This window comes from Bacteroidia bacterium (genome assembly GCA_027493955.1).
GTDB lineage: Bacteria > Bacteroidota > Ignavibacteria > SZUA-365 > SZUA-365 > JAOSJT01.
In genome coordinates this window covers 3753770-3776828 of record JAOSJT010000001.1, presented here as the reverse complement: position 1 = coordinate 3776828, position 23059 = coordinate 3753770, and the positions used below count along the sequence as shown (strand labels likewise).

The 23059-nt window shown below is 54.6% G+C and carries 17 protein-coding genes; 11 read left to right on the top strand and 6 right to left on the bottom strand.

Annotated features, from left to right (window positions below):
* Window positions 1-715: 715 nt before the first annotated feature.
* The 5 genes from M5R41_14450 to M5R41_14430 all read left to right on the top strand — a co-directional run bounded on the left by M5R41_14450 (window position 716) and on the right by M5R41_14430 (window position 10373).
* Window positions 716-2248 (top strand): hypothetical protein, encoded by a 1533-nt coding sequence (locus tag M5R41_14450; protein ID MCZ7557595.1) that lies wholly within the window; start codon window positions 716-718, stop codon window positions 2246-2248.
* 820 nt (window positions 2249-3068) lie between these two features.
* Window positions 3069-4667 carry a DUF362 domain-containing protein gene (locus M5R41_14445; GenBank protein ID MCZ7557594.1) on the top strand — a complete coding sequence of 533 codons (1599 nt, stop codon included), beginning with the start codon at window positions 3069-3071 and terminating at the stop codon, window positions 4665-4667.
* 53 nt (window positions 4668-4720) lie between these two features.
* Window positions 4721-5290 carry a hypothetical protein gene (locus M5R41_14440; GenBank protein ID MCZ7557593.1) on the top strand — a complete coding sequence of 190 codons (570 nt, stop codon included), beginning with the start codon at window positions 4721-4723 and terminating at the stop codon, window positions 5288-5290.
* On the top strand, window positions 5287-6228 hold the full coding sequence (locus M5R41_14435; GenBank protein MCZ7557592.1) for a DUF362 domain-containing protein: 942 nt from the start codon (window positions 5287-5289) through the stop codon (window positions 6226-6228). Before M5R41_14440 ends, M5R41_14435 begins: the two co-directional genes overlap by 4 nt.
* Before the next feature lie 5 nt (window positions 6229-6233).
* Complete coding sequence (locus M5R41_14430; GenBank protein MCZ7557591.1) at window positions 6234-10373, top strand: hypothetical protein; 4140 nt, start codon at window positions 6234-6236, stop codon at window positions 10371-10373.
* A gap of 142 nt (window positions 10374-10515) precedes the next feature.
* Here M5R41_14430 and M5R41_14425 read toward each other — a convergent pair whose 3' ends face one another.
* Window positions 10516-11079 carry a hypothetical protein gene (locus M5R41_14425; GenBank protein MCZ7557590.1) on the bottom strand — a complete coding sequence of 188 codons (564 nt, stop codon included), beginning with the start codon at window positions 11077-11079 and terminating at the stop codon, window positions 10516-10518.
* Window positions 11080-11299: 220 nt separating this feature from the next.
* On the opposite strand from M5R41_14425, the gene M5R41_14420 reads away from it, so the two are divergent.
* Complete coding sequence (locus M5R41_14420; GenBank protein ID MCZ7557589.1) at window positions 11300-11734, top strand: OsmC family protein; 435 nt, start codon at window positions 11300-11302, stop codon at window positions 11732-11734.
* A 519-nt stretch (window positions 11735-12253) separates the two neighbouring features.
* Here the strand turns inward: M5R41_14420 and M5R41_14415 are convergent.
* Both M5R41_14415 and M5R41_14410 read right to left on the bottom strand, forming a co-directional pair.
* Entirely contained in the window at window positions 12254-12985 is a 732-nt protein-coding gene (locus tag M5R41_14415) for a hypothetical protein (protein ID MCZ7557588.1), read from the bottom strand.
* A gap of 20 nt (window positions 12986-13005) precedes the next feature.
* The gene (locus M5R41_14410) at window positions 13006-14922 is read right to left on the bottom strand and encodes a cytochrome c family protein (protein ID MCZ7557587.1); all 1917 of its coding nucleotides are present in this window, start codon (window positions 14920-14922) and stop codon (window positions 13006-13008) included.
* Window positions 14923-15106: 184 nt separating this feature from the next.
* Here M5R41_14410 and M5R41_14405 point away from each other — a divergent pair, with 184 nt between their 5' ends.
* A complete protein-coding gene (locus tag M5R41_14405) occupies window positions 15107-15316 on the top strand; it encodes a (2Fe-2S)-binding protein (protein ID MCZ7557586.1) in 210 nt (69 codons plus the stop codon).
* A gap of 231 nt (window positions 15317-15547) precedes the next feature.
* Here the strand turns inward: M5R41_14405 and M5R41_14400 are convergent, their stop codons facing one another.
* Together M5R41_14400 and M5R41_14395 are read right to left on the bottom strand one after the other, a co-directional pair.
* Complete coding sequence (locus M5R41_14400; protein ID MCZ7557585.1) at window positions 15548-16387, bottom strand: helical backbone metal receptor; 840 nt, start codon at window positions 16385-16387, stop codon at window positions 15548-15550.
* Complete coding sequence (locus M5R41_14395) at window positions 16371-17051, bottom strand: hypothetical protein (GenBank protein MCZ7557584.1); 681 nt, start codon at window positions 17049-17051, stop codon at window positions 16371-16373. Before M5R41_14395 ends, M5R41_14400 begins: the two co-directional genes overlap by 17 nt.
* 140 nt (window positions 17052-17191) lie before the next feature.
* Between M5R41_14395 and M5R41_14390 the strand changes: the two genes are divergently transcribed.
* Window positions 17192-18169, top strand: a complete 978-nt coding sequence (locus M5R41_14390; GenBank protein MCZ7557583.1) for a hypothetical protein — start codon at window positions 17192-17194, stop codon at window positions 18167-18169.
* 77 nt (window positions 18170-18246) lie between these two features.
* Here the strand turns inward: M5R41_14390 and M5R41_14385 are convergent, their stop codons facing one another.
* The gene (locus M5R41_14385) at window positions 18247-19170 is read right to left on the bottom strand and encodes a phenylalanine 4-monooxygenase (protein MCZ7557582.1); all 924 of its coding nucleotides are present in this window, start codon (window positions 19168-19170) and stop codon (window positions 18247-18249) included.
* Window positions 19171-19252: 82 nt separating this feature from the next.
* On the opposite strand from M5R41_14385, the gene M5R41_14380 reads away from it, so the two are divergent.
* The 3 genes from M5R41_14380 (at window position 19253) to M5R41_14370 (ending at window position 23029) form a co-directional block, all read left to right on the top strand.
* Complete coding sequence (locus M5R41_14380) at window positions 19253-20500, top strand: arginine deiminase family protein (GenBank protein MCZ7557581.1); 1248 nt, start codon at window positions 19253-19255, stop codon at window positions 20498-20500.
* Between the two features lie 187 nt (window positions 20501-20687).
* Window positions 20688-22040, top strand: a complete 1353-nt coding sequence (locus M5R41_14375; GenBank protein MCZ7557580.1) for a TlpA family protein disulfide reductase — start codon at window positions 20688-20690, stop codon at window positions 22038-22040.
* On the top strand, window positions 22037-23029 hold the full coding sequence (locus M5R41_14370; GenBank protein ID MCZ7557579.1) for a GDSL-type esterase/lipase family protein: 993 nt from the start codon (window positions 22037-22039) through the stop codon (window positions 23027-23029). Before M5R41_14375 ends, M5R41_14370 begins: the two co-directional genes overlap by 4 nt.
* Window positions 23030-23059 lie beyond the last annotated feature (30 nt).

Genomic DNA, 23059 nt, shown 5'->3' with positions numbered 1-23059 from the left:
CGAGATGAAAACTCCAGGATTCTTCCTGATCGCTGTCATGGATATCGTTTGCCTCTGTACGAGTGAGACTCTGGCGTCGTACACGCACACAGGAACCCAGTAATTCGGCACCTCATTGGAAATGGGTGCACCGATACAGACCCGGGATGGTGTCTATAGGTTCTTGATCGATAATGGATCAAAGGGTTTTTCCGTTCGCTGCGACGAAAATCCTAACAGCATTTGCTACGAAGCAGTGCCGAATCCGGACGGAAGCGTAAACATGGTGCTGGATCCTTGCGGTGAGGCTATTCCCATCATCATTCCGCAGGGTACGACATTGGACGAACAAGGAATAGACCCCGTCACGGGCACGGGATTTGAACTTCATACGTTCGAATATCCTTCAGGCGGAAATTAAACAGGAATTCGTCTCCTATTCGTTCCCGTGTATGTATCATTCCGGGTATGGAAATAATCTGAATGGGGTGATCGATTCCCTTTGAAGTGAGCCGTAGGATTGACACATTGAGACGGGATACGGTGTATGATACGATTGCGCGGACAATGAAAAAGAGGGGTGCATCCTTCAGTTTTTTTTATGCCCCGCATCGTATCATGTGGCTGCCTGTCAGAGCGAGCATTCTCGGAAAAATGAAAAACCTCCCGAGATTTCGGCGGGATTCCTTCCAGGTCCCTGACAGTATATTAGTATCACCTCCCCTCAGGTGCTTTGATGCGACTTTCTCTCACGACAGTATTCATGCTAATTCAGTTGTTCACCGCGGCACATTCGCAGGAAAGAGCGGCGGAGATTTTCCTGACAAAAACATTGGGATATGACGGATTATGCACGGATGAGGTCTGTGTGTATTTCATTGTGGACAAGGCCTCGTGCAAGAAATGCGAATATCGCGCCTCAGAGCTCATGAGCAGAATTGCGGAAGGTTACGGGAGCACGAGAATCTTCTCCGTGTTCCTGGTCAACCGACTTGCGGATACAACGATCGCGAAAGCATGTCAGGCGTATCTCGAAGAGCAGGTCTATGTGGAAAAATATCGCGTGGACAGCAAAACATTGCGGGAGGTGACAAATACCTGGATCATCGCAAATAAAGGTATCATCGAAACAGGCTCTCTGATTGTTGAGGAAGAGCTTGAGCTGGCCTTGCCGGCAATGGACCGTTTGGCGGGTGGCCCAAGGATTGCACGATCATCCATAACCACGCCGGTGCTGCTCGATGAATCAGCGAAGAAGATATATACCCCGACCGTGAGCAGCAGCACCACGAGGGGCATGATTGCGATAGGTGACCAGAACCAACCCTACCTCTGTCTGTATGATATTCAGAATGGAAGAGTGGTCCACAGCCTGACCATCGCCGACAGTGTGTTCGAGACACAGCTCAGGGAACATGAAACACTGTATCTGGAGGAAAACGAGTTGCCCTGCATTCGGACAGTCGAATTTCTTGACGAGGAGAATATTTTTGTGCTCGCAGCCATGGTCTTCTCGAAATTAAACAAGCAGGAAAATCGACTCCGCAAATCAACTCGAGAAATTGCACTGCTGTGGCAACCCCGGCAAGATAACAGGATTCGCATGATAAAAGACTCATCCCTCGAGCAACTCCTGCACAACTACAGTGCCCGGGAATCGTACGTGCGGGATTCTGTTCTGACCATCGTGTATCATAACTGGACGATTCCAGATACAGCGTACGACAGAATCTGCACGGCTACAACATATGATCTGGGAACCGGGGTGGAGCGGAGCAGCGCAAGAATAGATAGTGTGTACGAGCGTCTGGGTCTCGGTGTGAACCTCCTTCGCGGCTACACCGCCGAAACACCTGCCAGATCGATATCCACGCAATCCTTGTCGATGTGGCTGATTGATGAGCGATCCGGTGATCGATTCGCCAAGCATGACACGCTATTCCGGCGCCAGCATGATGAATCGTTCCGCTTCGGGCTTGAATTGCGTAGCGCTTACACGAAACCGTATGTTCGCGCAAAGAATTATGCGCCTCTTGTGACGACCCGAGCGCTGTTTACCGTTGGCGATAACTATCTGCTGAGCGCTACCGCCGATCATCTGCATGACAACTATTTTCTTGAACTCTATGCAGCGGAAGACATGCGCTACCTGAACAAAATCTCGTGTGAAGCCGGCTATTTTGTGGAGCATGACGACAGTTCCTTTTACCACGTGTATCGAGATCGGGATGTGTATAAACTGGAGCGTTACGAAATACTGAGCCGATAGCAGAATCGGTCCAGGTATCATTGATTCGAACGTGATGGTGATTCTTTCCAGACTACCCGTGCGCACCCACGGGACGAGCGGAGTGAAATCCACTTCTCTCTCGCTGCCGACCTGAGTCCCATCAAATGTGATACGCAATGCGATTCGGAGCCCGCACTCGAAGTCACTCAGCGCTGCGTTGAAGAGAGACGGTAAAAGGACGGGGCAGACCAAACTCTCTTGCCGGGAGATATTGAGGACAGGAAGATGTTTTCTGCAATCGGACGAGGAAGCATCGCAACGAATTTCTCAATAAACTATCGAAGTGGTAGCACTACGTGCAATTCCGCAGTCATGTACCAAACTACATTCGTTGCGATTCCCTCGTATATCCTCGAGACTCAACAGGGTGAGTCGCCGTAATTCCCGCTTATCCATCCGAGTACACATCCCGTGTTGGGAGACTTCGGTCCCTGAAAGCGGTCATCCTCTCCGCCGGACGAATTCCAAGGGCCGATAGTACCGAGCGCTGTTTCGCACGATGAGCCATGACCGCCGAAACCGGGTAAACATACTCTAAGACGCACACTCCGGTTGTCAAGACTGTGGGATTCCATGTGTGCCCTGGATTTTCAGTGACAATACCCGGCTGTTGATCGGCGCATGCTCCCGTGGTAGCTATCGACAGGACACTGGACACGTCTGTGGGAGAACAGATCCTTTGATATGCGAACCCGCTTCATACTGAATCCGCTTGCTCCATTCTGTATGTGTTTGTATCTGAAACTCCCGAATATTAGATTCCGTTTATCCGATTTCTCCACTTCGCTCCGGAGTTCGAATGCCCCAAGACCATCGCTCCCGTCGAGACTTTCTGAAGGCCGGCTCTCTTCTGGCAGGGGCCTCTCTGCTACCGGGATCGCTTCACGGAAACACCGGCGAGCCGGCCGGCGGTCTCCCTCAAACCTATGCCTATCCCAACCCCGGACGCATCGCCATCGTCCATCATCCGGGGGCGGTTCTGGGTTTCAACAGCGTCGACGAGCAGGTCGTGCAGGGCATGTTCGATCAGGGCATCATGCAACTCGCGGGCATCTATACCTCGCCTGCGGCAGCACTGGCGTCGTTTTTTCCGGGTCTCACGGTGAATTCGCGCGTTGCGCTCAAGCCGAACTTTCTGAACAGCGTTGTCCCCACACGCAAGGAGCTTACAAAGGCCGTCATCAACCGTCTGCGCCAAATGCTCGGTGGCTTCCCCGCGGCAAATATCACCGTGTATGAACGACATAGTTTCTCCAGTGTCGGCTACACGACGGGGTACTTCGGACACAATGTCAACCTCGTGTACGATGCCAGTTTTCCGAACCTCGGCTATACCATTCATTGTGACGGCAAGGACCGTCCGTACAGCGCCAGTCTGCACAACGCGGATTATCTCATCAACATGCCGGTGCTCAAGGACCACAGTTGCAGCTCATCGCTCAATCTCACACTCGCCTTCAAGAACCACATGGGAACCGTCAATCCCGGCGGATCCCTGGGTATCCATTGCAACAAGAATGCGGTGCTTGATATCATGGCCAGCAGCGTGATGCGCGCGAAGCAAAAACTGGTTATCCTCGATGCGTTGTATGCGGTGTACAATGGCGGACCAGGCGGTAATCCGCAAGCCACACCGAATAAAATTCTGCTGTCGCAGGATCCCGTGGCCATCGATGCGCAGGGCCGCATCATGATCAACAACCTCCGTACCACCAACGGCCTCGGGGCCAAGAACGCTACATACATCGATCAGGCGGCCGCTTCGCCATACAGTCTGGGTGTGGCGGACCCGGCTCAGATGACGGTAATCAATATTGCACTGCCCGTGCGCCTCGCCGCGTTTACCGCGGATCTCCGCGGCGGCGTGGTCGAACTGCGCTGGACCACGGAAAGCGAGACGAACAACGCCGGCTTCGGGATCGAGCGAAGCGCGAACGGACTGTCTGGTTGGACAGAAATCGGGTATGTCCGCGGCGCGGGGACGACAACACAGCGCCGCGATTATCGCTTTGCCGACGAGAATTCCCAGCTCTTGCGCGACCATCGCACGTTGTTTTACCGCTTGCGTCAGGTTGATACTGACGGAGCGATGGAATATTCTCCGACTGTAGAGGTCGCACTGCAACTCAACGAGGCCTCGTGGAATCTGGAGCAGAACTACCCGAATCCCTTCGTCCACGACACGGATCTTCCGCTTTTTCTCCCACGCGAGGCGCATGTGCAATTGGATGTTTTCGGTATCACTGGCGAGCGTGTCGCAACTCTGGTCTGCGAAACCATGCCCGCTGGTATGCATTATCTGACCTTTCACGCGGCTGATCTCCCCGCCGGCACCTATGTCGCGCGCGCAATGGCCGAAGGATCGAGCAGGGAAATTCAACTGCTTCGTGTAAAGTAGCGTCAGACACCAGTATTTTTCGCATCGTACCATTGGAAATAGGAACTGTTCTTATGGCAAAAAAACTTGCTCCAGTAATGGCGCTTTTGGCCCTGGCGCTGCTGTTTCAGCTTTCCGCCTGTGATAAGAGTGATTCGGGCACAAACAACACCGTCATCACTCTTGCCGACATGATGCCGCGGGAAAACGAAATCAGCGGTTGGACGAAAATCGGCGGCGGCGATGGCCAGTGGAAAGCGACCAGTGCCTCCGAATTGCAGGATCAGATCAACGGCGGTTCGGAAATCTACACGAACCAAGGCTTCGTGGAAGCAGGAATGCAGGCGTATTCCGGTACGGTAAACACGCAATCCGGTGTGACCTGCGAAATTCAGATCTACGATCAGGGCAGCGAGGAGAACGCGGCACATGTGTTCGACGATCCGAACAACGTGTTCGCGAATGCGCTCGCCCCCGCCAATCCGCCATCCGCGAAGGCACAGATACGCAAGGACGTGTTTTCCTGGACGATGAAATTCACGAAGGCCCGCTATTATATCCTGATCAGCATCATGAGTAGCGAGGACAAAGGGCAGGATGTGCTGGAGGTGTTCGCCAACAACGTCGCGGGAAAAATCCGATGATGAAGCGCAGAAGTTTTCTTCGTTCGGGCATGCTCGGCGCAGCTGCGTTGGGCCTGCTCCCGCTGCATCGTGTGCCGGCACTTATCGCGCGGGGAGGAAGCGAGGCAGAAGGAACGGCAACACTCTCGATCGTAGACGGCCCGGATATCGCGTTGACGGTGCGAGCAGCGGTGAACGCGCTCGGAGGGATGGGGCACTTCGTCAAACACGGTGATGTGGTCTTGCTCAAACCCAACATGTCCTTTGCCAATCCTCCCGAGTGGGGAAGTACAACGCACCCCGATGTCATCCGAGAGGTCGTGCGTCTGTGTGTAGAAGCCGGGGCGAAACGTGTCGTCGCCGTCGATTTCCCCATGCGACGCGCTGCCGCCTGCCTTGAGCGCAGCGGTATGACCGCGCTGGCAGCCTCCATGCCCGAGCTGACCTTTGTCGAACTTGGCGAGGAACAGCAATTCGAATCCGTACCGACACCGAAAGCCATCGAGTTCAAGGAAGTCGCCGTCGCAAAGCTCGCGCGCAAGGCTGACGTGCTCATCAATTTGCCAACAGCGAAAGCACACGGTGGTACTACGGTGAGTTTCGGTATGAAGAATCTGATGGGCCTGATTCATGACCGCCGCGTATTTCACGGCGACTACAATCTCAGCAGCGCCGTCGCCGACCTCGCCGGCGTCATCCGACCGCAGCTGACCATTATGGATGCCGTACACTGCATGCTGGATAACGGTCCGCAAGGCCCCGGAACTGTGAAAACGCTCAATACCATACTCGCCGGCAGCGACCCTGTGGCTGTTGATGCCGCAACCCTTGGACTGACTCAATGGAATGGCCGCACGCTAACCCCGGCCGATGTGCGGCATATCGCACTCGCCGCCGAACGTGGTGTGGGCACTCTGCAGGTGCCGATGGAACAAATCGTACGAACCTCGCTTGGGTAAATCGTTTGAGTATACCGCGCAGCTGTATTGCCGCGTTCCTCATCTGTCTGTCCTTTGCCGTATGTGATGCGCCGGCACAGGTCAGGGTGCAGTATCCCGACCGCTCCTGGTCTCTGCTCTCAACCAGCGGTTCGGTGTGGATCGGAACGCCCAACGGATTACATCGCTATCGTAGCGAAGATAACGTGTGGTCCGCATACGGCAGACAAAACGGGCTCTTGTCCTCACGCATCACTTCGCTCGATCTCTCCGGCGACGTGCTGTGGGTTGGTCAAAGCGCCGGACTCACCGCCTTTGATCAGCGGAGCAACACCATGCTGCACTACGACAGCGGTCGTGGACTGAACATCGGTGCGACGAGAGCCGTCGTCTTCGAGACGGATTATGTCTGGGCTGGAGGACAACATGGCGCAGCGCGCTACGACAGGCTGATCGAAGAATGGCAGACGATAGGCGCGGAGAAAGCGCTTGCGGGCAGCATTGTGCATGCCATCACCCTGAATGAAGACCGTGTGTACCTCGCCACCGATACGGGAATCAGTGAGTACGATCCGCGTTATGAACGTTGGCGACACTTTCTACCTCCGGGCGAGAGTCGCATTCACGATGCCTTTATTGCGGGAGGACAGTTGTGGTTGCTGCGCGACACGGATCTCCTGCGTTTTGACATGATCGCGCGGGTGTTTTCTCCCTATGCCCTCCACACCTTCGGAGGCGGAGACGTCAGAGAAATCATCATTCAGGGAAGCGCTTTCTGGTTGCTGACCTCCGGAGATCTCTTCTTGTACGATCCCTCCACGGACGGATTGCGGGCCTTCCCAGAATTGTCGCAACTACCCGACAAGGAACTCAAGGCCGTGGCGCTCACCGCGGATGGGAGCAAACTCTGGTTCAGCACCGCAAGCGGTCTGTCGCGTTTTGATCGCGGCAGCGGTACTTGGACCTACTATACCTCGGCAGGGGGCATGCCGGATATCGATGTCCGTGTTCTGTTCCCTCTCGACATCGGTGTCGCGACATTTACCGAAACGTCGCTGGTCTATTTTCTGGAGTATGAGGACAGATGGTACGAGCTTCCCCTGCATGGGGACGACGAAGGAGGTACGGCCGCTTTTTCACTCGATCCCGGAAAGGGTAGCTATATCGACTTCGGAGAGGGTGTCCGTCTGGATCTCAGCGGCAGTCGCAGTTCATGGCTCTCTCGTGATCCCCTGGGTCAGAGGGATTACGAAAGCGGCAAGTTTTTCTATCGCAATGATCTGAAAGCGCGACTCGACCTCGGAGGGGGCAGGCGTATCAGCGCCGTGTACAACGATGCGGATTTCGAAACGGTAGTGTACGGCGCTGAGTATCGCGGCGCTCGCGACGATATGGTACAGTCTCTGCAATGGGGCGACATGCGCGTACAGGGAAGCGGGAGCCGATTGCAGCAGGATTTCGGAATATTCGGTGTGGGAGGTCGAGCGGTGCTCGGCGACCGCACGGAAAAATACGGCCGCAGCATGCTCGAAGTTCAGGCGCAGAGCGGACACAAAACCACATCCACGCACACCGATGTATTTGATGGTCTAAACCGGGGTAGGCAATTGTCCTTGACGGATGCCGACTGGCTGGAAAGATCGCTGTACCATCTTCGTGCCGACCGTCAGGTGGGGAAGCTTGGCGATGCGACGGTCGAAGTCTTTAGCCTTCTGTCAGCTTCCACTGTGCGTCGCAGCCGCGACGATCTGCTGTCCACCTCCATTGCCGGCGTAAGCGGCGACTGGCGTCGGCACAACGAAGGAGATCAGTATACCATAGATCTCTCCAGCGGCATTATCCATCTTCGATGGGTAAGTGATGAGGTCGTCGCCGTCCGGATACACAGAAACGGTGTAACGGAAGAATTGCTTTTGCGAGATTCCACCACACAGTATCTTGAAATCCGCAACCATTACAGCATAGGGAGCGACATTATACCGGCAACGCTGCGCTTGCGTATTCTCGGGCCCGGAGATACCGAAGTGCCTCTTTCGCAATTCGGTCTCGACAACGACGGCGACAGACGCGTCGACGCGGAATTCGTGGATTTTGCAAAAGGATTGCTGCGCTTCCCCGAAGCCCTTCCGTTTCCGCAGACTGCCTACCAACGCCCTCCGGTTGCGACCTATATGATGGAAGTGCGATACGAGACACATAACTCCGGCAGCTACGCACTCAGCAAACGGCGCGTGATACGAGGCTCGGAGCGCATCACGGTGGATGGCATTCCCGTCCGTCCTGGCGAAGACTACGTTCTTGATTACAGCTCCGGTCACCTTCTTTTTACTCGCGACGGGGCGGTATTTGACGATAGCCGCGTCGAGATTACGTATGAGTATGTGCGAAACATCGCGGAAGAGCGCTTTACACAAGCCAATCTCACGTACTCGCCATCGGATCTTGCGCAATTATCCCTCGGTGGAGGCAGCTTCACCCCACAAGGACGCACATCGTCTGTTCACTTTGCGCAGGCCGCCGGCGAGGTCCGGTGGCAAACGCAACGTCTCGATCTTCGAGTCCGCCCCGAGTACAGACATACCGTGAGCGATTTGTCCAGCGGAGCAGCGGCCGGTTTATCCGCTTCCCTCAGCACGGAAGCTGCGAGAGTTTCCATACTCTCATCGCTGCGCTCAAACGGGTATAGTGAAGCCGTTCCCGCCCAATACTCTGCCGGACCTCTGCATGCAGACCATCTCGTCAGCGCGGAGTACGATATTACTCCTGAGCTGCGCGCCTTCGCGCGGTATCACGGACGTGCAGGCCAAGACTCCCTTTTAGGGACGGAAAGCAGCGAGGAGACGTTTTCCGGTGGCGTGCAATGGTCACGCCAGGATTATCCCTCGCTTACGCTGCGCAGCGAATTACTCGATGTGACCGCTTGGTCGGAAAAACGCTCGCGTCGTGGAGGACGGGTCGACGCAGTATGGACACCCTCCGCCGGGTTGCTCGCTCTTACGGGTTTCTCCGCCGCCCGTATTTCCGCATATGCCAGGATTACCGGTGAGGAAACAATGGGATCTTTGCGAAACGGACTCTACCGGTCACAGAACTACTTCCTCCGTACGGTGCTCAATCCGCGGCCGCTTTTCTCCCTCAATTTCTGGTATCAGGGAGATTTACGCGAAAAGAAAGTACGCGCGGGCCTGTTTACCCGCGAATACCAGATAGAAAGAGCGAATCTCGACATCCTCATGGAGAACATGGATGGACTGATTCTCGGAGGCCGACTCACGCGGGAGCTGAGAAGCATGCAGGCCTCCCCGATGTTGTTCGACCGTTCCTCCGTAACATCCCTGCTGACGAATGTCCGTGTCGCACCAGGCACCTGGGTGCCGGCGCTCCGGCCCGTGGTTTTCTTTGCAACCGTGAATTATGCCGTGACCGGATACGCCGCGAATGCTGCAGACCAACGAGGTTTTCTGCTCTCCCTCTTCTCCGGAAACACGGGCGAACCTCGAAGCGGAAGCACGGTCACCGGGTATGAATCTCGTTTGGAATGGCGTCCGATATCGGGATTACTTTATTCCGTCGCCGGTATGTACAGGGAATCCACAAGCAAGCTCTACAACTCCACGGCCAACAGCGGTAACTGGAACATGATACACTACGCCGAATGGCGCCCGGACAATCGTACACAATACGCGTTTCAGTTTCAGCTGATGAAACGGCTCTACAGCGGTACGAACACTGAAACGCAGCCGGCTATTTGGGTCGAGAGAAGATTTTCCCGCCTTCTGCTCGCGCGGGTCGCCTTCAACACGACCACGAGCAGAAGCGAAAACAGTTATGGCGTATGGGAAGGGTACACACTTCGTCCCTCAGCTACCACAACCTTCACATTCGACGATGCGCCGATCGTTCGTCGCGCGGAGTTGCGACTCGATACGGATTACCTGATTGAGGAGCGTCGGCAGACCTTCTACCTTGCGCCCCCGAGCAGCAACAGCAGACGGACGCTGCGGACCAACATCCATCTGGATATGTATCCGCATCCGGTTCTGTTCATCCGCTTTCGTTACAACACGCATTGGGACAGCCAACGTGGATTCAACACGTACCGCATGCTCGGCGTGGATGGTTGGTATCAACCCGAGGCCGAGCTGAGGATTGTTATGCAATTGTAAAATCTCGATTACAGAGATCGGAACACGAACGGACGTGAGCAACACTTCCGAAACACATCCGCTCCAAGACCACAGCTTCTGCGTAGCGGGTAGAGCGTCGGTACCGACTTTCAGAGGATTTTCCTTTTCCCTGACGTCTTTTTCACTTCCTCCTGAACCATCCGAACGCTACGCCCAGGGCGAGCGGACCGACTTCCACATTCCCGTTCGTACCCAGTGCGGCTCCCATAACGCGAAAGCGTAACGCGATACGCCCTTGATAGACAACGTAGTTCAATTCCGCACCAAACTTCAGCCGGTGACCGGATGGGTACGCGGATTCGCCATGCCAGATGCGGTAACCATAGCCGCTCAGTATAGCCGCGGAAAATCCCTCCACCACAAGCGATCCACGAAGGAGCACATCGGCATCGGCATACCAATCCGGAGCATACTTTGCACCGAATGAAGACTCGACATAGCCCGCGCCCAGTGAAGAACGTACACCAACACCATACGAACTGCTCGAATCCGCATACTCATAGCCGCGCGAAAGATCCATGTCGACCCCGACGCCCAGTGACGGAATGCCCAGCAGCAAACCTTCAAGATGCACGGATCGCAGTTTCGGTTGCAGCCATGAATCCCGAGGCCTACCGTATTGCGCATGTGCCTGGACGCACAGTACCGATACCAGAAACAGGACAAGCAAAGACACAACTTTCATCAGGCATCCTCACGCAGGGTGAGACGCGGAAGATCACCGCGTCATGCTCCATTTCGCCAATATCTGCAATCTAGTAATATTACCGTGCAGCACAAATCCTGCAAAAATAACGCTCGTATATCAGGCCATGATATCCTATGAAAAGAGGTGCACCGGTTGCACCAATTCCAGGGATAGCGCATCTTACCTACCATGAAGCAATTTCACACTAGGAGTCACAATGGCGACCAAAACGGCACACGTCACACAAGTAGGAAAGAACTCTATTACATTCGCAGGGCATACCGATTCGAAACACTGGCTGATGATGGATGGCCCTACTTCCTTCGGCGGAAATGATGCCGGAATTCGGCCGAAAGAGCTTCTTCTGCTCTCCTTAGCCGGCTGTACCGGGAGCGACGTAGCTTCCATACTTTCGAAGAAGCGTGTTACGCTCGATGGTTTCGAGATGATCGTCACCGCCGAGGAAACCGAAGAGCATCCGAAGGTATTCTCGAGCATGCATGTGGAGTATGTATTCCGTGGCAAGGGAATTGAAGCGAAGGATGTCGAACGCGCGATCGAACTGTCACAGACACGTTACTGTGGCGTGACGGCAATGCTCGAGAAAGCAATGGATATTACGCACAGCTACCGCATCGTCGAGGTGGAATAACACCCGACCCTCGGCTGGAAGAGCTTCCATGAGCGCCGGGCTTGTAGTCCCGGCGCTTTCATTTTGCCCAAAAAGTGGACCGCCGCAAGGGGGGTCTGCTTGCGGCGGCTCGAGGTGTTAAGCCCTCAAAAGAAATGGCGGTTGGTTAGCTATACCACTGGGGGTGCGGTATAGAAGGGGTTCGCGAGGTAAGTGTCTGCAAGAGCAGACATGCGAAGTTGTTTAGAGCCCCCTGTGTCAACGCAGGTGGGGTAAGAAGATGAGAGAGGAAAATCAAAGTTCTTCATGCTCAAACATACATCTGTCACAAAAGAAAAACAATTTTCTAACACGCCGCTCACAGGCAAAATACCGGTAACTTATTTATTTACAACAACATACGGGGATTATTTTTTTTCCAACTTTTTTTCAACTATGCAATCAACTGAATAGATTCCTGCATGCGAGGCTTCGATGAGGGTGTTTTTTAACGAAAACTGTTCAATTCACTGAATAGGTGATCAACTGATTGCACACCCATTAGAACGCTGATCCGAAATTGAGAGTGATGTAAAATCCGTTGGCGTTGGACATGGTCCCCTGCTCGACACTTCGAATACCTTCTGGTATCGGGATCAGGAAATAGCGAACATTCACTCCGAAAACACTGCTGCGGTCAAAACCGAAATTGGCTCCGACTCCGAGAAAACCTCCGTACGTGTAGCGCGTATGACCACCGCCGAGGCTTGAGAGGAAATCACCCTTCGCCGGCGTGATATAGAGCATGACCGGTCCAGCCCCCGCGTTGAGAAATGGTCGGAAGTTATCGGTGATGGTCTCGGCAAATAAACGATATTGCAGTCCGAGAAACAAGGGTACGCGGAACACATAGTTTGTCTTGTTCAGCGAATACTGGCCATACCAGGGGTCGACAAAGTCCCGCTGTCTGTCGTCTTTCGCTTCGGAAAAACTCAGATTGGCAAACGCCGTGGTTACGTTGGAAAGCGCATGGGAGTAAAAGAATCCGAGACCAAAGCCGTCCGTCCCGATCATGAGATCCGCGCCCCAGGCATGCGTCCGCGGCTGAAGATCCTCCTCGGAGAGCACTTTCTCATCTGAACTCTTCGGATCGGTGAAAATGATTCGTCCTCCATCCTGCGCACGGATTGGTGTGGCGATCAGGAGAAGCACAAAAGGGATGAATATTTTCCACGCGAAGTTCATGGCCGAATTGCTCCAATGGTATGCTGAAAAATATTTGTGATGTTCCATTATGTCAAGCCAGTTATTCGTCACCTATCCGAACAGAGTAAGCGAAGCAGAACATCCGTATTATCAACACGAAGTCGCAACAAATACATTCCCCTCGGCATCGGCGACATCGGAAGCGTCAACATGGACGTGCCTGAGGTAAGTATTCCAAGATCCATGATCCGCGCGCGACGGCCAAGAACGTCCATCAGCTCAAGGGTTGCATGCGCGGGACGATGGACAACGAGAGGTATATGCAGGAGACCCGATTGACCGGCGAGCAGCGGCATCGGCCAGGGCGTTCCTACGTCCACAGCTGTCGCTACGGAAAGATCATCCACGCCGACGATTGTGCTGCTCCACTCTTGCTGCGCGATGATGATCTGCCTGCTGGCCGTCTCCTGCCAGTAGCGCAGCATTCTTGTGCCTTTAGGTTGATCACCTTCACCGAGTCCACGAACGAATTCCGGTTTGATGCTTTGATACACCACTTCGGCACTGACGCGAAAGGGATAACCGGCAGGATCGACCTGGATTCGATAGTGCGTCTCATCCGCAGCGGTACCTTCAAGCGCACCTTGACGGCCAAAATCCGGGTCTGACCTCGCTGCGCCAAAAACACCAATGGTGTCGTTTTCCATTGCCTTTACACTGAAACCTTTCGGCGGAATACGGTTGTCCTTCACATACTGTGAGGCTCGCAGAAGATCCGTGGTGACGGCCGCATTGACATCGCCCATCACCGATTCGTACACCTGCACCTGTCCCTGATCGGTGATGACTGAGTGATGCGGCTCATACGGCGTATCAAGACCGACAATTTCGCTGTCCGCATCCACCGCACCGGATTCAAAAAGGACACGACCGCTATTGTCCCGTACCGTGAGGTGCAGCCATGCGCGTCGGCTCGGGAAGCCCGTTGGGAATTTGTGCCCGGTCCGATTTTCTACGCGACACAGCACTTGAAGAGTATCCTGCAGCAGCCATGCTCCTCCGTCGAGAGACACAACATCCTCGATCAGCTGCCTTCTTGTTCTCGCATACGTCGAATCGAAGTGCTCGTCCAGCGCGGTAACCCCAAGCTCTTCGCCATGCGTTTTAAGGATGGTTTGCAGCAACGTATTTCCACCCACGAAATGATGTTGGAAGTACGGTGAGCGCGGAGGTGATGTCGACGGAAGACTGGAGATCCGTATAGCTTCGTCAATGGCGGGCATATGGCAGCTCTGGCAGCTTCTCCCATGCGCGGGGTAGACGCTCTCCTTCCACTCGAGAAACGGAACCTGTTCTGGAAACTCTCCAGCGATGTTTCCCTGATCGTCAATATAGGGTGTGAACAGCGTATGGCATGTTGCGCACAATCCCGATTCTTCGATATGAGTCGAGTACACCGGAGTATAACCGCTGACATTTCTCATCGGTTGAATGAGAGGATTGTTGTACGGACCATAGGTCACTCGGCTCGTGGCTATTTCGTACCCGCCCGAAAAACTTGAGGTGTTGCCGAAATTCTGTCCTTCGATCTGATGACAGAGGGTACAACTCACGCCATCCATTGCGAGGGAACTGCCTTCGGCTTCGCCCAACCGGAACTCCGCATCTCCATCCTGCCGCGCCTGTTCATGCCCCATAGGAGCATGACAATTGGTACAGCGATCCTCGATAATTCCGGCCAGTTGAGGGTACTTTGCCGACTCCCGTTCAACCACCGCCTGCCAGAAAGGATCGCGTGCGGCGTTTGCCATCATCGTTGAGCGCCAGAGATTCGGTGGTGATACATCCTTTCCAGCGGCAGTGACGTTGGCATTGCTCCCCGGGCCATGACACAGGGTGCAGTTTCCGGCGCCGCTGAACAGGACAGACCGGTCTGTCGAGAGATCGCGTTGGGCATATACCGAGGTGGCAAGAAAAACAAGTGCGGATATCACGGGAATCAACAGTTGCGCGAGTGGTTTCATGATGGCTTCCTTACAGGGATGCACGTGTCGCAGAGCGTGCAGATTCAGTGGATACATGAATCTTAATTAATTTTCCGGAAAAATGCACCGGCTGGCAGAACTTTTTCTTTCCTCCGCGATGTTACAGTGGAGTATGTGATTCTCATTCCGATCAAAGAACAACCGACCTCCCAGACGTACACGCATGGTTGACCGTTGCATCTGTTTCAATATTACCTTCGCCGAGCTCAAGGCCATCGCAGACAGAAGTGATACGCATTGTCTCGATGCGCTTCAGCAACACGTGGATTTTGGTCTCCGCTGTGGTCTCTGCAAGCCGTACGTGGAGCGCATGCTCGAAACCGGTCGCGTGGTGTTTCCCGTCGCTCGCACCCAGCCGGATTACTTTGATTAATACAGTTTCCCCACCTGACAAGAGTTTCTTCCCTTCAGGATACGTTTCCGCGTCAGTCGCTCCCCGCTACGCATGACAAACAGCGGGGCGAGCGTAATGCGTGGTCGCACCCTGTCGTCCTGGCAAAGCACACGCCACGAGGTGCCGAATCCCTGCTGCAACATGCGCTCACGGCACTGCACAGAGGCAGGACCGGAAGCCGTCCCGGGCGTAGAGACATACAGACCATCGCTAGCCGATATTGAAATGTGTGAGATGGAGCAAGCGGCTTCCATACCATGAAAAGAGCTCACCATCCACAATACTGCAATCCGGAAGTCTGATACCTTTTCGTACCAATTCTCGTTTGAAATGGTCAACATGTTTTTCTGCGAAGGGAAAGGGCTCGCTGGAAAACAGCACCTTGTCCGGAGAAAGATCGGCGATGTCGGAGATCGTTATGCGGGGATACCGCGGAATTTCACCGCCTGATCCGTATCGGTCGGCCAGCCACGCGTTACTGACGACATTGTGGTAGCCCAGGTGCTCGAGCACGCTGTGAATATAGGTCACCGGTGTGATGGTCATGTACGGTTGTCGCCAGATAAGATAGACCACCCGCCCGCGACTGCACCCGTACAGTTGCGCAAGAATGGTATCGAGGCGGAGTCGCACTGCGTTTGCATCGGTTCGCGCCCGAAACAGGCCTCCGAAATTGTGGACAAGGTCCAGTGACTCTTCGATGTTCCCGGGATTCGTAACAAATACCGGCACAGAAGGATCAGCCGCCTCAAGTTCTTCAACCGTGGCACGCTCATTTTCCTCTCTATTCGCGACGACGAGATCCGGACGCAGCGCCAGAACACGCTGCACGTGCACCGTTTTCGTTCCACCGACAATGGGTACAGCGCGGACCGCCTCGTCCGGATGAATACAGAACTTGGTCCGCCCCACGATTTCATCGTTCGAAAGGCCGAGATCGAAGAGCAGCTCCGTGAGACTGGGGACCAACGACACAATTCTGACCGGACGATGGAGAGGCGAGAAGACGCGGCCACGCGCATCGAAGATGACTTCAGAACGTGACGACATGCTCATCCAAGCGTCGGGGATCGTCCATGGCGATTCCGTACATGTGCCTGTGAAGAAAGGCACGGATGTCGCGCGTTTCCTCGCTGCTGACGCGATGTGCGGTATCGTATTCGTGGTACTCCACATCGTAGTCGAGATCGCGCAATGCGAGGTTGTTCTCCCTTCCGATGGTGATGGGCAGGATGGCGTCCCGTAAACCATGTGCGAGGAAAATGGGAATGCGGGCGTTGGCCGGATGTTTCTCTTCCCGCAGATGCTCGGGGCGCAACACGTATCCCGAGAGGGACACAACGCCGCCGAGACGACGCGGATAACGCAACGCTGTTTCGATACACATGACGGCACCCTGCGAAAAACCGACGAGGAAAATGTTCTCCGGCGCAATCCCGTGATCGATTTGTTCCCCGATCAGCTGTTCAATGAGCACTCTGCTCTGCTGAATCTCGACGGGATCTTTGCGTTCATTATCGAACCACCAACGCACTTCGGGAGAAGTATCGGACGCGAAGGTCGCACTCGGAAGCACCCATCGCGTGTGCAGAAATCCCATTTGCCGGACAAACGGAAAAAACGCGTACTTGTTCGCGTTTCGGCCATGAAGACCAATCATCGCATAGTCCGCCCTCTCCAGGACTTCTGGCCATATAACTGCATCAAGGGTCATCAGCGTATCACTCATGTCACACACAACAACGCCAGTATACGAATGATGCCGGCTCATCACAAACCACTTGATTCGGACAACGGAATGCGCTATTATTGCTTCACAAAGCCGTACCACCTTCCATATCCGGAGTACCTCGCATGAGAAGCATCGCTCTTGTCCTTACCTTCGTATTCGGGCTCGCATTGAGTACGCCCGCAATCGTTTCCGCCCAACCGGCAAGCTATCCTCCCAGCATCATGTTTTCGACCCTGCTGAATGGTGTTCAGGTTCATCCGATCCAGGGGGTTTTCAGACTTTACCAGATTCAGGCGGTCTTTCTTCCAGAGATCCCAAGTAACGACGTGTATATTTACAGTCCCGAAAACGGCGGGACGCTCACGTCCATTTTAAAGCGCGCTGACGGCAGCACAGTGGCTGAATTTGTATGGTATGCCGAGAAGCTCAAGCCGCCATACTGGTTGCTGGGCAGTTACAAGGTGCGAGAGCCGGGCAGCGGATGGGATGCAAATCCGCAGTTCAAGCTCACCACTGCCGGAGACTATGTCGTCGAGTTTTTGCTCGATGGTAAAATCTTCTACCGCTATCCTTTTTCTCTCGAAGTGCTCGGGAGCAATGACCCGTACAATCCTCAACCCATCTATCGCCTCAATGGCGCGTGGAACGATTACGCGTATTTACTCTATGCCGATGCGGACGTCAGCAAGCCGCTGATGTTCAAGATCTGGCTCAGAAACACCGGAAAGGAGAAACGTCAGGACGTCAAGGTTACCGGAGCTCTGCGTCAGGGTGGCAAGGAACTGGCGCGCTTCGGGGAATTCCCCCTCAATTATTCGCTCTCGGCGGATTGGGTCCGGTATGAGATAACCTTCGGTCAATTCAAAACCACGCAGTTCAACAGCAAACTCTGGCACACCTCCCTGAAGGCCGAGGAATTGCTCAAAAACGGGACCTACGAAGTTGTCGTCGAATTCGACGGGAAAACGTACGGCGTTTGGGAGTTCAAAGTAAAGAACGGACAGATCGAACCGCAAGGCAGACAGGTGCGGACCTCGACGGATCCGCTGGATTTTATCGAAGGAGGCAAGGACGCTTTTTGGTCAAAACGATCAAAGTAACGGAGGAAAGAAAATCGCAACAGCCCCCGGTTTGTCGTGCCGGGGGCTGTTGCAAATGCTCTGCTGTTCTGCGGAATTCAATTCCATTTCATAAACCGCGCCCAGTCCCGAAATTCACTGTCCAGTTGCTCAAAACTTTCAATCGCAAAGAGAATCGGCTGAAGATGCCAAACGTCGTACTCCTGCGACCCGAGGCGGGCAGGATCGAAAGGCAGGACTTCCACCTGATCGGATAGCGAGTGCAGGACTTCCTTCGGAGAACTGAGGATACCGGCGCCGTAAATACGACGTCCCTGACCGGTGTTTATCAGGCCGAACTCCACTGTGAACCAGTAAAAGCGTTCGAGCATGCGTATTTCCCGCGGTTCACTCACGTTGAGAAAGGTCTGCGCGAAAAACTGAAAAAACTTGGAGAAAAAGGGATTCGTCAGCGTGGGCATGTGCCCGAAAATATCGTGAAAACAGTCAGGAGCGGGGGTGTACTCCAGCTCCTCCGGTTGACGGATATAATCGGTGGAAGGGAAGTGCGCCCGTGCCATGAAACTGAAAAAATCGTTCGTGTCCAGCAAACCCGGTATGCGCGCCACTCGCCAGCCGACCATCGCATCCAGTGTCAGACTGATGTCACGCAGACTTGGGAGCCTGTCCGGACGCAGATCGAGTATACGCATCCCTTCGAGATACTCGTCGCAGGCCCGGCCTGGAAGCTGCTGCGCCTGGCGTTCGTACAGTGCGCGCCAGGTCTCATGATCGTGCGGAGGGTAATCCGGATACGTGATGGCATCGTGCTCCGGAACCGGTCCGTCCAGTTTGATCGGAATGCAGCGGGGATCGATATCCTCCTGTTCGGCATATCGAGCGTAGGCGGATTTGCTGTCGGCATCGCTGGTGGCGGCAGAATTCAGAGTATCGTCGGCCATGGCGTTGTTCCTTGCTGACTTCTGGAAAAACTCCATCACGGGGATGGTATGGGTAGTACAGGTGCGTTCTGTTCTGGACATGAAATATACGAATTTCTTTTTCGGAGAAAAGTACGAAAACCGTACCTTGTTGCATGCCTCATGAATGAAGGTCGGACACCCTATGCGCTCCATATCCATCAATTCTGAAATCGGACAACTTCGTCGCGTGATACTGCACGCGCCTGGACAGGAAATCGAACGCATGACGCCGTCCAATGCGGCCGAAGTGCTGTACGACGATATTTTGCACCTTCCCAGAGCACTGCAGGAGCACAATCAGCTGGAGTACGTCTTGTCGCAGGTGAGCGAGACCTGCGAGGTCATGGATTTGCTGCGGGAAACCATGGAAATCGACGAGGCGCGGGAAAGTCTGCTCACACGCCTCTGCACCGCGGTGGGCTATCCCGATGAAATAGCGTCGCTCCGCGCGCTTTCCTCCGTTGATCTGGTATTCGCACTGATGACAGGGACGTTGAAGCGCAACGACACGCTGGAGCGCTATCTGAGTCCCGGGTTGTACGCCCTTCCGCCTCTTCCGAATTTCTTCTTCATGCGCGATGCGGCAATGTGCGTCAACGACAAAATCATTACCGGCTCCATGGCCAATCGCGTCCGCGTCGCCGAGGCCATCATCATGGAGCATATTTTTCGTTGGCATCCCGGATTTTCTCCGGGAAGCTTCTATGTCGACGGTACTTTGGACAGCAGTGCCGATCTCACGATCGAAGGTGGCGACGTGCTGATCCTCCGGGAAGACGTTGTCTGTATAGGAAACAGCGAACGGACGTCCATACGAGGTATTGATACGCTGATTCAGTCCTTCGCTGAGGGAGGTACTATCCGGCACGTTATTGTCGTGGAATTGCCGAAGGAAAGAGCCACCATTCACCTCGACATGATTTTTACCATGGTGGACAGCGATGCCTGCGTCGTCTTCCCGCCGCTGATCACCGGCCATCGCGCATGCAGAACCATTCATGTGGAAATAGACAACGGGCGCGTACGCTCAATACGCGACAGAACGAATCTGCTCACGGCTCTGAAAAGTATCGGCCTCGATCTGGAACCCATCCCCTGCGGGGGAAGCGATCCTGTTCGGCAGGAGCGCGAACAATGGACCTCGGGAGCAAACTTTTTCGCGTTCGCGCCGGGTAAAATCATCGGCTACGGTCGTAATAAGCGGACGTTCGAGGAATTGGACAGTCGGGGATTCCGGATTGTCCGCTTCGGTGAGCTGTACGACGGTGGGGTGGATCTTTCCACTCTCGGGCGCTGTGCCGTCAGTATCGAAGGTGCGGAACTATCCCGAGGCGGCGGCGGATGCCGCTGCATGACGCTCCCCGTGCTCCGTGACGCATCGCCTCTGTAATACGAATCGATCCGTCGCGCTACAGCGCGGAGAGTCCATACCAACCCGCAGGTGCGCAGTTTTGCATAGTTTTTTGCCGCAGTAAATGCTAGTTTTCCGTCTTGGGTTCTGCTCTGCAACCGATGTCGGCCAGAATCATCAAACAGTGACGAAACACTGAAGACCATTTTTCTTTACAGGATATGCAATGACCTTTATTCGAAACCTCATGCGATACATCACGCTGACCGTGTCATTCGTTGCCATTCTGACCTGGACGGCTTCGGCACAGGTCGCGGAAAAGCTGACCACACCCGAATGGAAGGAATTCAAAGCGAGCATTGCCGAATTCGACATGATCATGCATGCGATGCAAAAACTGCAGGATGAGAATCCTGAAGCGGCGAACGACCCCATGAAAATGCAGGAGCTGCTCGGCGATAAAATGACGAGGTTTTACGAATTGTATCAGACCATACCGCAAAAACTTCCTTCCGATCTCAAGGATATTACGGAGTTCGACGACTATGGCATTGACGAACTCAGGGTGTTGAAATATGCTACCACCATCGCGCAGAATTTTTCCTCGGCCCTTGACGTCAACCTTTCGCTCGTTCAACTGGTGAAGGATCCGGATTCGATACGGAGCATGAGCGCGGAGTCGGCACAATTCGCGGTTTTCGCCGACAGACTGGAGCTGGCAGAAGGCATGCTCAAAGACGGCGCGCTGGATTCCGCCGAGCACATGCAACGCGTGATGCTTTTCAACAGCATGAGTGGTGCATATGCAGGACGAAAGGACCCTGAACGCGCCCGTGAATACAGTCTTCTCGCCATGAAGTCCAGCGGTGAGGCCCTCCGTTCCGCCCGGACCGGACTCAACAAGGATCAGTATCCGCAGATCGAAGCGTACCTCGCACAGCAAACTGGCAGCTCGGCGGCTGAAATTCTCTATGTACTCAAGGAAGCCGGAGACGCGCATGTGCTCGAGCAATACCGGCAATTGCTGATGAAAGCCCTTGCCGAAGAGAATGCATGGCCGGCTTTCGAGCGCGCAATGAATGAACAACTGACGCGTATCGAGAAGGATAAAAGCGCTCTGAACCAACCCGCCGCGGAATGGAAAGAGCATCAGTGGATCGGAAGCAAGCCACTCTCACTCGCTGCTCTCAAGGGCAAGGTTGTCCTCGTGGACTTTTTCGCTACCTGGTGCCGTCCGTGCATCATGGCCTTTCCCTATCTCAAACAGTGGCAGGAAAAGTACGAAGCCAAAGGGCTGGTGATCGTCGGACTGACAAATTATCAAGGGCGCTATGATGGAGCGAGTCAGAAACCCGAAGAGGAATTTGCGAAGCTGCGTGACGATTTCATTCCGAAACACAGTATTACCTGGCCTGTGGGTGTAGAAAAGGGCGGCCGTCAAACGATGCTCGATTACGAGGTGCAGGGTATTCCGCACGTCGTCCTTATCGATCGCCAGGGCAAAATCCAGTATGTGAAAGTCGGCGCCAGCGATTACGACAAGACCGAAAGGAAGATTCAGGAGTTGCTCGCCCAATGACATCGGTTCGCGGGCGCTTTGCGCTAGCCATTTGCTTCCTCGTTCTTCTTCTCTTCCAGACGTCGCTCCGCGCGCAACAAGTACCGGACCGCCTGCGCATCGTCGTGCTTGGTTCGAGCACGGCCGAGGGTGTCGGTGCATCCACGCCTGACAGCGCGTGGGTCCGGCGTTATGCTGAAGTGCTGCGCCGGCAAAATCCCGCTTACGAGGTTATCAATTTGGCGCGAGGAGGATACACATCTTTTCATCTGCAGTCCAGCGGCTTCATCCCTCCCGAAGGAAGGCCCGCTCCCGACTCGGCACGGAACATCACCAAAGCTTTGTCCCTTCTTCCCGATGCCATCATTCTGACCCTGCCTTCGAACGATGCCGCCTGGGACATGAGCACGCTGGAGCAAATAGAAAATTTTGAACGCATTGACGCCGAGGCGTCGTCGGCTGGTGTCCGAATGTGGGTAAGCACGACGCAGCCGAGAAATCTGACACAGGCCCAGCGGCAGAATCTCATCACCATGCGCGACTGGCTCCAAGGCAGGTTTGCGGAGCGCGGTCTCGATTTCTGGACCGGACTGGCGACCAGTGATGGAAGCATCGCGCCCTGGGCTGATTTCGGTGATGGAATTCATTTGAACGACGCGGGTCACGCGGTACTGGCGCAGCGTGCAGCCGAGGCACGCATTCCGGAAATGCTCGGAAGCACGACAGCGGTGTTGTCACGCAATTCCCGACCCCGACCATCGGTGCAAATGTACCCACAGCCGGCACGTGATCATGTAACGATTAGGATTGATCTCGATTCCCCTGGTGCGATCATTTTCTCCATCTACGATGTACTCGGACGCCGTATCCGTGATGTGCATCGCGGCATGGTTTCCAACGGCGGGGTCACGTTGGAGGTACGCACAAACCGCTTAGCTTCCGGTATCTATCCGTGGGTGTTGCAGCATAACGGGCGCATAAGCAGCGGCCGCATCGTTGTCGGAACCTGATGATCTCCTCCCTGCCGCCAGCCGGTCGTT